The following is a 14,048-nucleotide window of genomic DNA, read 5'->3' as shown; positions in this document are numbered from 1 at the left end:
CAGCCTAAACGCCGTCAGCGGGTCTCGCTGACGAGAGCAGCGTCATCCGCTTCGTCGTAGTCGATTTCGGGAGGCTGGCGGCGGAATCCGCGGGTCAGCATGCCGAGCACTACCACCCCGACTGCCAGCCAGGTCAGGCCGAGCACGATGGCGTTCGAGTCGAGCCGGGTGAGCAGGTAGAGCGTGATGAGACCGCCGATCAGCGGAATAACGAAGTAGAACAGGGGATTGAGGTGGTTGCCCTCACGGCGCTGGCGCACGAAATAGAAGACGACGGCGACATTAACCATGGTGAAGGCGACGAACGCACCGAAGTTAATGAACGAGGTCGACGTGGCCACGTCGAGAAAGATGGCGATGAAACCGACCACACCGATGATGACGAGGTTGAACACCGGCGAGCGAAAGCGTTTGCTGACCTCGCCGAAGATGCGGCGCGGGAGCACTCCGTCGCGGCCCATGGCGAACAGGAGCCGGGAGGCGGCAGCCTGCGCTGCCAGGCCGGAGGCAAATTGGGCCATCACGAGCCCGGCCAAAAAGATGGCGCCGAACACGTTGCCACCGATGTGCATGGCAATGTCGAACGCGGCCGAGGACGAGTCAGTGAAGACTCCGCCGGGGCGCACGAGTTGGGTGGTGTACGAGACGAGGATGAAGATGGCACCGCCGATGAGGGCGACCAGCAGGATGGCCCGTGGCACGGTTTTGCGCGGGTTGATGGTCTCCTCGGTGAAGGTGGTGACGGCGTCAAAGCCGAGGAAAGAATATGCGGCGATGGCCGCCCCGGCCGTGATGCCCGCAAAGGTGGACGTGGGGTTGGCGAACGGCGAGGCATCGACGAGGCCGCCAGCGCCCTGGCTGGCCACGATCGAGGCGATCGACAGCGCCACGAAGGCTCCGATCACGAGCACCTGAAAGGCCATGAGCAGAAAATTCGCCTTGTCGGCGACCTTGATGCCGAGAATATTCAGCAGGGTCGTGATCACGACGAATCCGATGATCCAGACCCAGGCCGGAACCCCGGGAAACTGAGCTTCCAGGTAGGCGGCGCCGATGAGCCAGATCACCATGGGCAGAAAGAGGTAGTCGAGCAGCACCGCCCAACCCACCAGAAAGCCGACGCGCGGGTCGACCGTGCGGCGCACGTACGTGTACGCGGAGCCAGCCACCGGGAAGGCGGCGGCCATGCGGCCGTAGCTCGACGCGGTGAACAGCATCGCCACGAGAGCGACGAGGTAGGCGGAGCCGCTCGCGCCGCCGGTCGTCTCGGCGACGACGCCGAAGATGCCGAGCACGATCAGCGGCGTCATGTAGGCCAGCCCGAACAGTACGAGGGAGCGCAGGCCGAGGGTGCGCGCGAGGGTGGGCGTTCCGGTCATGTCAGGAGTCCGTTTCCAGGGGAGTGGCGGGTTGGGGGTTCCAGCGGTGCGGGTCGATGCGTCCGGCATAAAGCGGCAGTTCGACGGGCGCGTCGGTGGGCAGAAACTGCTCCCACATGCGATTGGTGCCGGCGGTGCCGTGCTCGCGTACCCGGGTCACCTGATCGAGATCGAGCGTGTGCACGAGAACGACGGCGTCGTGGCCGGTGGATTCGCCGAGGGTGGCACCCTCCGGGTCGACGATGAGGCTGCGGCCCTGTCCGAGAGGCCCGGCGCAGTTCACGCTCACGGTGAAGGTCTGGTTGACGATGGAATTGGCCCGCGCGAGCACCACTTCCTGGGCGCGGTCTGGCGTGGTGGTCTTCACTACATTGAGCACGACCTCGGCGCCCATCCAAGCCAGGTGGCGGGTCACTTCAGGAAACCAGGCGTCGTAACAGATGGAGAGCCCAAACCGGCCGATGCCGGGGGCGTCGAACACCACGAAACGATCGCCGGGTTCGTAGGGCTCATACGGGCGCCACGGAAAGATCTTGCGATAGCTCGCCACGAGTTCGCCCGTCGGGGAGAACACCACGGCCGTATTGAACAGTTCGCCGCCGGGCCCACGTTCACAGATGCTGCCGGGCACGAGCCAGACGCCGGCCGAGCGGGCAATCGCGCCGAGTCCTGCAATCAGTTCCCCATCCAGCGCCACAGCGGATGCCCGCAGCAGGTCGTTCCGCTGCTCCAGGCCCCCGGCGGCCGATTCAGTACCGAACAGGTGCAGTTCGGGAAACACCACGAATTGAACGCGCGGGTCATTATCGAGAACGCCCCGAACCTCGGCGGCGAAGTCGCCGAGCGGCGCGCCGACTGGGCGGGGCGGGGCCTGGACGGCGGCTATGCGCACTGTGCGTGGCATCGTTTGACTCCTTCGATCTGGACAACCGGGTCTGCAAGAAATAAATTAGATCATAATGATCGCTTTTGTCTAGTCCAATTTCGAACTACGGAATGGACAGTTACTGTGGGTGCGTGATGGTTGAGACAGGAAACACCAAGAGGACGGTAATTGCGCTCGCGAACCCGGCGGTATCTGGCATCACGCGGCTCAGCGCCACCGACACGGTGCGCGCCCGCATCGCCCTCGCCATCGAACTCGGCCTCATGATCGCAGGGGAGCAGCTTCCGTCCGACCCCGACGTGGCTGCCGCGCTCGGGGTGAGTGAGATCACCGCTCGCCGGGCGTTGAAGAGCCTCGCCGATGAGGGTGTGCTCGCCCGCAAACGCGGACGCAACGGGGGGACCTTCGTGGCCGACCCGCGGGCATCCGCTTCGATCGTTTCGATTACCGCCTATCTGGCTGACGCCGCTGACGTGCACCGGCTCATCGACGAGCGGGTGCTGCTTGAGTGCGCGCTCGTGCACCATACGGCGCTGAACATTTCGGCTGGGCAGCTCGACCAGCTCGAGGCCTATGTGGCCGAGGCGGCGGCTGCGCAAAGCTGGAGCGACTATCACGTGGCCGATGAGCGGTTTCATCTCGGGGTGGCCGCGGCCAGCGGGCTGGAGTGGGCGCTGCCGCAATACGGCATCACGTTACACGCGCTCTATCGGTACTTTCTGCCCTACCCGGTGGACTACCTGCACGGTGTCAACGGTGAGCATGCTCGCCTGGTAGTGGCCCTGCGCGAGCATGACCCGGTGGCCGCGGTGGCGGTCATTCGGCAGCACGTGTGGGCGCTGCACGACTCCATGTTCGTGGGACTGGCCGCCGGCGACCCGCGTTCCTGACGCATTGGTACATTGCCGCGCCAACTGTCGGTGAGCGCGCCAGATATAGCTGGGGCGCCCACCGGTAACGGGCGCGGTGAGCGCCCGGCGACTCGCTGCTGCTCGAGGGCGCGGGCACGCACGGCGCCCTGCAGCTGCTCGAACTGCCCATCACCTTTCTCGCCATCACCGCCAAATAAGACCGCGTGGATGGCGTTGCCGCTCGTGGGCGTTTGGCCATCACGAGCGTGCGACCAGCCGTTCGATCGCGGCGAGGGGGATGGGCAGCCAGGTGGGGCGGTTGCGAATCTCGTAGACCGCTTCGTAGAGTGCTTTGTCGAGTTCGAACGCATCGAGAAGCGCGCTCTGCTCGGCCAGCTTGATGCCGGAGCGTTCAGCGTAGCCGTCGAGGAAGGCGTTACGGCAGGCCCTGGCCCACTCGAAAATCGTGGGCAGGGCATCCGTTGTTTCGGCCATTGCCCCCGCCACGTAGGAGAAAGAACGCAGCATGCCCGCAACGTCGCGCAGCGGAATGTCGGGTTGGGCGCGCTCGCGCAGGGTGCGCAGCGGTTCCCCCTCAAAGTCCAGGAGCACCCAGCCACGGCCGTCGACATCGAGCACCTGGCCGAGATGGAAATCACCGTGAATGCGCTGCAGCCGTGGCCATGCTGCCGCCTCGGCCCGGGCGAACACCGCCTCGATGGCATCCCGGTAGGTGGCCAGAACCGGCACTTCGGCCAGAGCCTGCCTGCAGCGCACGCGCATCTTCGTCATTTCGTCTGCGATTACCGTTGGGGTGGCATCCAGGGTCGGAAGGGTGCGGGCGAGGTCGGAGTGCACATCGGCGGTGGCCTGCCCCAGTCGAAACGCGGGGCCCGTGAAGTCGCTGCCGGCGGAAGCGGCGACCAGGGCCGTGCGCCAGGCATCCGGGGCATCGGGCAAGAACTCCTGGGCGAAGGCGAGATGTCCGACGGCACGGCCGCCTGGTTCGGCGGGGTCATCCCACTGGCCGAGGATGGCGCCGAACGGTAGCGGGACCCGCGCTGATCCGGCGCTGGCCAGGGCGGCCTGCACCGTCACATCCGGATTCTCACCGGCGTGAATGATGCGAAACACCTTGCAGATGATTGGCGTCGTCGCGGCTCCCGCAGCGTCAGTGCGCTCTACGATGATCGAGGTATTGGATTGCTCACCGCTGAGTACGCGGCTGGATGCCACTACGGTCTGCGATGGGGCCGCTGAATGCGGTCGCAGGTCGTCGCCGCGCGCGCTGGCGGTGGAACGACCGGTTGCTGGCAGGCTTGAGACCGAGTCACCCTGCAACTCCATGAACGTGAGTACGGCGGCAGCGAAGGCCGGATCGTAGGTCGCGTCGTAGATGAAACGCTCGTGGCCAGATCCGGGTTTTCGCACGGTGATCAAGGCATTGGCCGCATCGGAGAGTTCAGAGACTCGCTCAGTGGTTGGTACCTGGTACAGGGTGAAGCCCAGGCTCGCGGTATCCAACATGAGGTCGACGCGGATGGTCACGCAAGGGTCGAGGGAATCCAGCGAGAAATGGCCGATGCTGCGCAGGGCCGGTACGTGCCCCTTGTTGCCGAACCAGCGCTGCCCCGCGACCCAGGCGTTCACATAGTCGGGCAGCGGGGTGCCCCGATGGGTCGGGGCGAGGTCGGGATTGCTGGAGCTGTGTGCATTCTGGGCGCGGTCTCCATCGATCATGCCGCCAGCGTAGCCTCCCCGCCCGGATTGCGCCCGAGGATACCTACGCGCCGTCACGGCTGACTACCAGCGGACTCTTGCCCGGCGAGGGGGCCGATGCAGAACAGTTCGTCAAGCCCCCAAACGGGATTGCTCGAATCGGACGACATTTTCTCGGTCCTGCGCTAGAATTGTAAACAATTGACAGGCGGTTGAACTGCGGCGCGTCGTCAACAAAACTCTTACTCCGTGCACGTCAGGCACTCACTCAAGAAAGAACCGTGAAGGGCATGCCCCAACGATATTCATTGGAACCCGTCATTCAGGAATCCACCCCGTCGATCATTGCCCGCAAGCTTCGGTACGCGATCGCCCACGGCGAGGTCGCCCCCGGGTCTCAACTGGGCGAAGCCGAACTCGCCCGCGAACTCGGCGTCAGCCGGGGTCCGCTGCGTGAAGCCATGCAGCGGTTGACCCAGGAGGGCTTGCTGGTCAGTATTCGCAACCGGGGCTTGTTCGTCATCGAAATGACGGATGCTGAGATTCGCGACATGTACGTGCTGCGCACGGCCATCGAATCGGCAGCCTGCAAGCTGCTCGTGCGCGCTGATCACGTCGCCGCTGGTCAAGATCTCCTGGCCAAGGTATCCGAGATGGAGAAGGCGGCCGGAACCGGCGACCGCGCCGCCATGAGCGACGCCGACATGGCCTTTCACGAACACCTCGTCGCGTTGAGCGGCAGCCGCAGCCTCGCGCGAATCCACAGCACACTCATGACCGAGACGCGCATGTGCCTAACCGTGCTGCAGGACTCGTATCGGGTCACCGAGGAGTGGATCGCTGAGCATCGCGGCATCGCCGAGGCCGTGCTGGGCGGGGACGGTCCGTTGGCCGAAAGCCGGCTGAGTGACCACGAAGACGACGCGCTGGCGCGACTGACCAGCACACCGGCATCCGTTTCGGTCGGCTGACACTGAGGCCGAAACTGGCGCCGAATCGGCGAACTCGCTGCTACTGCGCGGCCTCGCCGACCAGCCGCAGGCACAGCAGAGCGTAGGCGCGGGAGGCACAGACCAGTTCGGTCACGCTCACCGATTCGTCGATCTGGTGAGCCTGGTGGTTGAGGTCGCCGGGCCCGAATACGATCGTCGGAATGCCGAACTCACGGTCGATGAACCCGCCGTCGCAGGCGGCGCTCCAGCCGCCGATCGGGCTTACACCGCTGCCCGCGTCCGCCGCAGCAGCGACGGCCCGGGTCACGATCGGGCTCTGGGCGTTGGTGCGAAAGCCGGGCATCTCCATGGCCACCTCGAAGGTCACGGTGATGCCGTCACAGTCGATACCCGCCGCAGTGACCTGGGCGGCGAGAGCCGCCACGATCTCCTGCGGGTTTTCGCCCGGCATCAGACGCCGATCGAGCCAGACCCGACAGTTGGCGGCGACCATCGAGGTACCGTCGCCACCGTCAATGCGGCCGACATTCCAGCTGCCCGCACCGAGCAGATCATCCTGGTTCGCCTGAAGCCGTGCGTGGTCGGCCAGAATGATCGCAATGATTTTCGATGCGGCGCTGATGGCATTGCGCCCGTCGGCCGGGCGTCCGGAGTGCGCGGACTTACCCTGCACGGTCAGTTCGATGTAGGCGTCGCCGCGGCAGGCGATGACGGTGTGCAGGTCGGTCGGTTCGGCGACCACGCAGGCGGCGTAGTCACCGATACCGCCGGCGGCTGAGGCGGCCGCGCTCAGGGAGCGGATTCCGAGCCCCAGGTCCTCCTCATCGACCGTGCAGAACAGGGCGACCGGGCCGGCCAGGGTCACGTCGGCTCGTTTGATGGCGGCCAGGGCCAGCACGATGGCGGCCAGGCCGCCCTTCATGTCGGTGGCTCCACGCCCGATCAGTCGGTCGCCGAGTTGCACCGGCACGAAGGGGTCGCGGCTCCAGCCCTCGCCGGCAGGCACGACGTCGGAGTGACCGAGAAATATGAGGCCGGCCGCTGTCCCTCCCGCCAGGGTGGCCACGAGGTTGGGGCGCCCTGGGGCGACCTCGGTCACGGTCGTGCTGAGACCGTGCGCCTCGCAGGCGGCGCGCAGCACGCCCACGGTTTCGTTCTCGGTTCCGCCTGGGTTCTCCCCGGCGGCAGCGATGAGCGCGGAGGCGAGCTCAACGATGCTTCGCTCGGTGACGAGACCGAGTACACGGGCCTCGGTGTCGCTGAGCACGGCTTCAGTGGTCGTTGTGGTCATCATCGGTTCTCAGATTAGGTCGGTCTAGCGCGCGGCGCGGGCATGGTCGAGAGCCCGGGTGAGGCGAATGACGCCTTCCTCGGTGCGCTCGGGGTTGGTCGATGCGAAGCACAGGCGCAGGGCGTCATCGAAGTGGCCGCTCGGCGAGAGCGCCGGCCCGGGAATGAAGGCGACGCCCTCGGCCAGGGCCGTCTCAAACAGCGCTTGGGTGGAGGTGGCGGCATCCGCACCCTGCAGGGTGAGCCAGAGAAAGAAGCCACCCTCGGGATCGGTCATAGTGACTCGATCGCCGAGGTGGCGACGCAGGCTGGATTGCATCGCCTCCTTGCGGGTGCGGTATTCGATGCGCAGAAAATCGAGGTGGGCATCGAGGCTGCCCCGGCGGATGAACTCGGTGAGAATGTGCTGGCCGGGAATGTTGGTGCAGGTATCCATAGTCTGCTTGGCGTTGATGACGAGCTGGCGCACGGCGGGGTCGGTGTCGACCCAGCCCACCCGCAGTCCGGGCGCGAGAATCTTGGAGAAGGTGCGCACCGAGAACAGCAGAGGGTCCTTCGGGCTGAGCGTCTGAAAGTTGGGAATGTCGGTGCCGGCAAAGCGGAGCAGGCCGTAGGGGTCGTCATCGATGATGACGGCGTTCCACTGGTGGGCGAGTTCGATCAGCAGTTCGCGGCGGGCCAGCGACAGGGTGGTGCCGGAGGGGTTCTGAAAGTTGGGAATGACGTAGATGGCCTTGGGTGTGCGACCGGCCCGGGCGACGAGCTCTGGCAGGGCTTCGACGATGAGACCATTCTCGTCGATGGGTGCTTCGAGCAGTTCGGCGCCATAGCTGAGCGCGGTCGCCGATCCGTTGGTGTAGGTGGGGGACTCGACGATCACGAGGTCGCCCGGGTCGACGAAGATCTTGCAGGCCAGGTCGAGGCCCTGCATTCCGCCGGTGGTGATGGTGATGCGGTCGACGCTGGTCGGGTCTGGCGTGGTCGACAGGTAGTCGACGAGGTTCGACAGCAGGCCAGACTCGCCCTCGGTGGCGCCATAGGTGAAGGAGCTGTGATCGAAGCGGCTCGCGGCGATCTCGCGGAACGCCTCGAGGGGTACTGCATCGTCGGCGGGGGAGCCCATGGCGAAGCGCACGATGTCGTGTTCCTGGGCGGCGAGCAGCGAGGTGCTGGAGTCGATCACCGACCCGATCAGGTTTTCGGCACGGCGGGCGAGGGGCATGGTGGAACTTTTCATCGGTTATCGCAGTTCATCGTGCGTTAGCGTTCGGTGGGAGTTAGGAATTGGGGGTAAGAAGGCGCCGGGGAAAGGTGGTGAAGGTCTCCACGCCGGTCGTGGTGACGCGAATGGATTCACTGAGCTCGCAGCCGAAGTTCTCCATCCACATGCCGCCGATCAGGTGGAAGGTCATGTTCTCCTGCAGCACGGTGTCGTCTTCGCTGCGCAGGCTGACGGTGCGTTCGCCCCAGTCCGGCGGATAGGCCAGCCCGATGGAATACCCGATCCGGGAGGGCTTCTCGAGTCCGTAGGCGGCGAGGGTCACGTTCCACGCCTCCGCGAGGTCGCGGGTGCCGACGCCGGGGCGCACCAGGTCGAGCACCGAGCTGAGTCCGTCATTGATGGCGTCGGCGAGCCGGGCGAGCTCGTGGCTCGGCTGTCCGAGCACGATCGTGCGCGCCAGGGGCACGTGATATCGGTGGTGGGCACCGGCCAATTCGACGATCACGGCCTGGCCGGCCTCGAATGGTTGGTCGTTCCAGGTGAGGTGGGGAGTGTCGGCCTCCACGCCGGTGGGGAGCATCGGCACGATCGCGGTGTAGTCCCCGCCGATCTCGGGGGTGCCCGCGATCTGCGCCTGCGAGATGGCAGCGGCGGCGTCGCACTGCCGCACGCCGATCTTCACGTGTTCCACCGCGGCGGTCATGGCCGACTCGGCGACTCGCGCGGCGAGCCTCATCTGCGCGATCTCGGCATCCGTTTTGATGACGCGCACCCAGTTGACCAACTCGATCGCATCGACGAAGGTCCACTCGGGCAGGCCGGTTTCGAGGGCGCGATAGGCCTTGGGGGAGAAGAACTGCGAGTCCATCTCGAGGCCGACCCGGTTCGGTTCGACCAGGCCGCGCTCGCGCAGGGCGTCCGCGACCCAGTCGAAGGGATGCAAGTGCGGGCGGTGCACGAAACTTTCGGGGTAGCCGATCATGTTGCCCGGCGGCAGCCAGGCGGTGCGAAAGGCGCCCTGGGCATCCATCGCGCGCAGAAAGAACAACATGTCGCCCGCCAGCGGAACGAATAACACCTGTGGGGTGTAGAACGACCAGGCGTTGTAGCCGGTGAGGTAGTTCAGGTTGGCCGGGTCGGTCACCAGCAGGCTCGAGAGACCCTGAGCCTCCATACGGCGGCGCACATTGGTGAGGCGTTCGGCATACTCGCTGCTGGTGAAGAGCACGGAACCCCTTACATCGGTATTGCCTATTGTTTACAATCTACAGGGTTGGAGTGCTGGGGGCAAGGCCCTGGGAGGCCCGTCAGCGTGGGATCGCGAGGTACTTGTACTCGAGGTATTCGTCGATGCCGAGCTTGCCGCCCTCGCGGCCGAGACCGGACTGCTTCACCCCGCCGAACGGGGCGAACGGGTTGGACACCATGCCGGTGTTGAGCCCGAGCATGCCCACTTCGAGGTCTTCGCCGAGGCGGAAGGCGCGGTCGATATCGTGGGTGTAGAGATAACCCACGAGGCCCCAAGGCGTGTTGTTGGCGAGTGCCACCGCCTCATCTTCGGTGTCGAAGGGCACCACCGGGGCGACCGGGCCGAAGATCTCGGTGTTCATGAGGAGCGAGTCCGGGCTGACGTTGGCGAGCACGGTGGGCTGGTAGAAATAACCGGCGCCGTCCCCGCGCGACCCACCGACCACAACGGATGCCCCCCGCGCGACCGCGTCATCGACCAGGCCCTGCACTTTCAGCACTGCCTTCTCCTCGATCAGCGGACCGACGTTGACACCGTCCGCAGCGCCATCACCGACGCTGAGCTCGCTCATGCGCTGGGCCAGTTTCGCGGCGAACTCGGTCGCGATGGAGCGGTGCACTAACATGCGGTTCGCGGCGGTGCAGGCCTCGCCCATGTTGCGCATCTTGGCGACCATCGCTCCGTCGACGGCCCGGTCGAGGTCGGCGTCGGCGCAGACGATAAACGGGGCGTTGCCGCCGAGCTCCATCGAGGAGCGCATGACGTTGCGGCTGGCCTGTTCCAGCAGCAGTTTGCCTACGGCGGTGGAGCCGGTGAAGCTCACCTTGCGGGCGATGCCGCTGTTCATCCACGGTTCGACGACGCTGCCGGCCTTCGACGTGGTGACGACGTTGAGCACCCCGGCCGGAAGCCCGGCCTCCACCAGAATGTCGACCAGCGCGAGCGAGGTGAGCGGGGTCAGCTCGGCCGGCTTGAACACGATCGTGCAGCCGGCGGCGATGGCCGGGCCGATCTTGCGGGTGCCCATGGCGAGCGGAAAGTTCCACGGGGTGACGAGCACGCATGGGCCGACCGGTTCGCGGGTGACCAGGATGCGGTGCTTGCCGTCGCCGGTGATGGTGTGGTCGCCCCCAATGCGAACGGCCTCCTCGGAGAACCAGCGAAAGAACTCGGCGGCGTAGGCGACCTCGCCGCGCGCATCGGCGAGCGGCTTGCCCATCTCGGAAGTGATAATGAGCGCGAGTTCTTCCTGCCGCCTCATCAAGAGGTCATAGGCACGGCGCAGAATCTCACTGCGTGAGCGCGGCGAGGTCTTGCCCCAGGCCTTCTGGGCGCGACCGGCCGCCTGGATGGCGAGATCGGCATCCGCTGGGCCGCCGTCGGCGACGTGGGCGAGTACGTTACCGGTGGCGGGATTTTCGACCGCGAAAGTAGCCCCGGAAAGTGCTGGTGTCCAGGAGCCGTCGATGAACAACCCGGTGTTGATCGTGGCGATGATAGTGGCCGCGTCGCGAGCAACCGGGAGCGTTGCGGTGGGGGTCATTTCGTGTCCTTCGGTCGAGTGCTGGCGGTGCGTGCGGGGTCAAGGAGTTGGGCGAGGTGGTGGGTCTGACGATTCGGGTCGAGTTGCTGCACCTGCATGTGGCAGCTGAACCCGTCGGTGAGTACGGCCTGCTGCGGCGGCAGTGCGCGCAGGGCTGGCGCGAGGGCCTGCTCGGCGACGGTCATGCTGAGCTCGTAGTGATCCTTCTCGAAGCCGAAGTTGCCGGCAACGCCGCAGCATCCGGTTGCCTCGCGCACGTCGCGCACGCCGACAGCGGTCAGGGCCGCCTTTTGAGCGTTCGCGCCGAACACCGAGTACTCGTGGCAGTGCGCCTGCACGGTGACGCTGTTCGGGGCCTGCCCGCCGGCCCACTCGGGCTGCCAGCCGGCAGCGGCCAATTCGGTCACGGTGCCGGCGAAGCTGCGGATGCGCTTCGACACGCGGCGGGCGGCGTCGGTGGGCACGAGCTCGGGCAGGTCCTTGCGCAGGGCGGCCGCGCAGCTGGGCTCGAGCACCACAATCGGCCGGTCGGTGCCGTCGTCGAGCGCAGCGGCGGCTTTGGTGAGCAGGCGACGCGCGGTGCCCAGCTGGCCGGTGGAGATCCAGGTGAGGCCGCAGCACACTTCGGCCGAGCATTCCACGGTCTTGCCGGCCGATTGCAGCACGCGCTGGGCTGAACCGGCGACGTCGGGACGAAAACCGCGGGTGAAAGTGTCGACGAAGAGCACCACGTCGGCCGGGGCGGTTGACGTCGTTGGCCCGAGCGTCTGCAGTGTCAGTGTGCGGCGCCAAGCGGATGCCGCGTGGAACCGCGGCAGGCGCCGCTTGGTCGTGACGCCGCCGAGTCGGGCAATGAGCGTGCCGAGCGGGCTGCCGAGCACGAGGTTCACCAGCGGCGCCATCAGCCCGGTCAGTTTGAGCCAGCGCGGCAGCCAGCCGAGGGAGTAATGCGAGATGGGCCGCAGCCGTCCCTCGTAATAGTGGTCGAAGAACTCGGACTTGTAGGTGGCCATGTCGACGCCGGCCGGACAGTCGCTCGAGCAGGCCTTGCACGACAGACACAGGTCGAGGGCCTCGCGCACCTCCTCGGAACGCCACCCTTGCTGAACGGTGTCGGCGCCGCGAATCATGTCTTGGAGCACGCGGGCGCGGCCGCGGGTGGAATCTTTCTCGTCACCGGTGGCCCGGTAGCTCGGGCACATGACCCCGCCGGCGTCGCTCCGGCAGCGGCCGATGCCGACGCAGCTCTGCACGGCGTGACTGAACGGGTCGAGCTCAGAGTGGCCGGTACCGGATCCGTGCTGACCGACCGGGGTGAGATCGAAGCTCGTGCGCCAGGCCCGGTTCGGTACGTCGGTGAGGGCCAGGTGCTCGGTGGTTCGCTCCGGGGCAACGATTGAGCCGGGGTTGAGCAGCTGCTGTGGGTCCCACAGCGCCTTGAACTGGATAAACGCGTCCATAATGACCGGGGAGTACATCAGGGGCAGCAGTGCCGATCGGGAACGCCCGTCGCCGTGCTCGCCCGAGATGGAGCCGCCGTGACGCACCACGAGTTTGGCAGCCGCGCGGGTGAAGTCGTCCATGATCTGACGGCCTTCTGAGCTGCGCAGGTCGAAGGTGAGGCGCACGTGCATGCAGCCGGCGCCGAAGTGCCCGTAGATGACGCCGGTGAGGTCGAACTGTGCCATCAGGTTGCGAAAGTCTTCGAGATAGTCGGCGAGGTTTTCCGGGGCGACGGCGGAGTCTTCCCAGCCGGGCCAGGATTCCCCACCGCTCGCGAGCCGGGCCGACAGCCCGGCGCCGTCTTCACGCACCCGCCAGAGGGAGGCACGTTCGGTGAGGTCTGGCACGGCACGGCCGGAGCGCATCCGCCCATTTTCGCGCAGTCGGGCCAGCAACTTCTCGCCTTCGGCCGCGACGGCGGCCGGGTCGTCGCCGTCGATGTCGACGTAGAGCCAGGCCTTGCCGGCTGGCAGCCCCTGCACCGAATCGGGGCCGCGGCGCGCCTGCATGGTCTGCACGATCGCTTCGTCGATGCCCTCGATGGCGGCGGGGGAGAACGTGAGAATGGTGGGCACGTCACGGGCGGCATCGACGACATCGTCGTAGCCGAGGCTGAGCAGCAGGGCCGCCTGCGGTTGGGGCACGAGCTGCACGGTTGCTGCGACGACGATGGCGCAGGTGCCCTCGCTGCCGACGAGGGCTCGGGCCACGTCAAAGCCGTGCTCGGGCAGCAGGTGCGAGAGGTGGTAGCCCGATACCTGCCGGGCAATCTGGCCGAGTTCGAGCCGAAATTCCGTCAGGTGGTCGGCGGCCAGCTGCCGCAGCCCGGCGGTGAGGGTCGAGGCTTGCGTGACGGCCGCCGCATCCGCTTGATCGGTGGCGTGCAGGCCGGTGCGGGTCGCGGTCAAGCGGATGCCGGCTGTCGTCACCAGATCGAGCGCGAGCACATGGTCGGAGGTGCGCCCGTGCCGCACCGAGTGGTTGCCGCAGGCGTCGTTGCCGATGGCGCCGCCGATGGTGGCGCGGGTGCGACTGGACGGGTCGGGGGCGAAGGTGAGCGTGCCGTTGGACGCAGCCGCGACCTCGCGTTGCAGCGTGGAGAGGATGACGCCGGCGTCGACCACGGCCGTCTGCGCCGCCAGGTCGATGGAGTGAATCGTGTTGAGGTAGCGGGAGAAGTCGAGCACGATGCCCGCCCCGACGGCATTTCCGGCCATCGACGTGCCGCCGCCGCGGCTGACCAGCGGAATCTGGTGCTCGCTGGCAAACCGGGCCACGGTCACGACGTCGGCGACGCTGCGCGGAAAGACCACGGCGACCGGCGAGACTCGATAGTTGCTGGCGTCATAGCTGTATTCACTCAGGCGGCGGGGCGCGACGTCTACCTCGATTCCGCTCTCGCGCAGAGAGCGGAATCTATCGGAAGTGCGCGTGAGCGGCGTCGAGGGCATCG

Annotated in this window: 10 protein-coding genes; 2 read left to right on the top strand and 8 right to left on the bottom strand. The window is 66.6% G+C overall.

What is annotated here, in order from left to right; all coding sequences use genetic code 11:
* Window positions 1-14 precede the first annotated feature (14 nt).
* Window positions 15-1,379: an APC family permease gene (locus CJ028_RS04105; protein WP_105033999.1), complete on the bottom strand. Its 1,365-nt coding sequence runs from the start codon at window positions 1,377-1,379 to the stop codon at window positions 15-17.
* Between the two features lies 1 nt (window position 1,380).
* On the bottom strand, window positions 1,381-2,283 hold the full coding sequence (locus CJ028_RS04100; RefSeq protein WP_105033998.1) for a carbon-nitrogen hydrolase family protein: 903 nt from the start codon (window positions 2,281-2,283) through the stop codon (window positions 1,381-1,383).
* A gap of 116 nt (window positions 2,284-2,399) precedes the next feature.
* Here CJ028_RS04100 and CJ028_RS04095 point away from each other — a divergent pair, with 116 nt between their 5' ends.
* Window positions 2,400-3,155, top strand: coding sequence for a FadR/GntR family transcriptional regulator (locus CJ028_RS04095; RefSeq protein ID WP_105033997.1), 756 nt, complete (start codon window positions 2,400-2,402; stop codon window positions 3,153-3,155).
* A 219-nt stretch (window positions 3,156-3,374) separates the two neighbouring features.
* On the opposite strand, the gene CJ028_RS04085 is transcribed toward CJ028_RS04095, so the two are convergent.
* Window positions 3,375-4,856, bottom strand: coding sequence for a maltokinase N-terminal cap-like domain-containing protein (locus CJ028_RS04085; protein WP_105033996.1), 1,482 nt, complete (start codon window positions 4,854-4,856; stop codon window positions 3,375-3,377).
* 269 nt (window positions 4,857-5,125) lie between these two features.
* Between CJ028_RS04085 and CJ028_RS04080 the strand changes: the two genes are divergently transcribed.
* A complete protein-coding gene (locus CJ028_RS04080) occupies window positions 5,126-5,806 on the top strand; it encodes a GntR family transcriptional regulator (protein WP_105034222.1) in 681 nt (226 codons plus the stop codon).
* A 40-nt stretch (window positions 5,807-5,846) separates the two neighbouring features.
* Here the strand turns inward: CJ028_RS04080 and CJ028_RS04075 are convergent, their stop codons facing one another.
* The 5 genes from CJ028_RS04075 to CJ028_RS04055 all read right to left on the bottom strand — a co-directional run bounded on the left by CJ028_RS04075 (window position 5,847) and on the right by CJ028_RS04055 (window position 14,046).
* Window positions 5,847-7,079 carry a M20 family metallopeptidase gene (locus CJ028_RS04075; RefSeq protein WP_105034221.1) on the bottom strand — a complete coding sequence of 411 codons (1,233 nt, stop codon included), beginning with the start codon at window positions 7,077-7,079 and terminating at the stop codon, window positions 5,847-5,849.
* A gap of 24 nt (window positions 7,080-7,103) precedes the next feature.
* Window positions 7,104-8,300, bottom strand: a complete 1,197-nt coding sequence (locus CJ028_RS04070; RefSeq protein WP_240607077.1) for an aminotransferase-like domain-containing protein — start codon at window positions 8,298-8,300, stop codon at window positions 7,104-7,106.
* A gap of 55 nt (window positions 8,301-8,355) precedes the next feature.
* Window positions 8,356-9,528: a M24 family metallopeptidase gene (locus CJ028_RS04065; RefSeq protein WP_105033994.1), complete on the bottom strand. Its 1,173-nt coding sequence runs from the start codon at window positions 9,526-9,528 to the stop codon at window positions 8,356-8,358.
* A gap of 79 nt (window positions 9,529-9,607) precedes the next feature.
* Window positions 9,608-11,092 (bottom strand): NAD-dependent succinate-semialdehyde dehydrogenase, encoded by a 1,485-nt coding sequence (locus CJ028_RS04060; protein ID WP_105033993.1) that lies wholly within the window; start codon window positions 11,090-11,092, stop codon window positions 9,608-9,610.
* Complete coding sequence (locus CJ028_RS04055) at window positions 11,089-14,046, bottom strand: FAD-binding and (Fe-S)-binding domain-containing protein (RefSeq protein WP_105033992.1); 2,958 nt, start codon at window positions 14,044-14,046, stop codon at window positions 11,089-11,091. Before CJ028_RS04055 ends, CJ028_RS04060 begins: the two co-directional genes overlap by 4 nt.
* Between the last annotated feature and the right edge of the window lie 2 nt (window positions 14,047-14,048).

The organism is Cryobacterium aureum (assembly GCF_002954245.1).
GTDB classification, from domain to species: domain Bacteria; phylum Actinomycetota; class Actinomycetes; order Actinomycetales; family Microbacteriaceae; genus Cryobacterium; species Cryobacterium aureum.
Note: the sequence above shows the minus strand (reverse complement) of the source record. Positions and strands in the feature narration are given on the sequence as shown.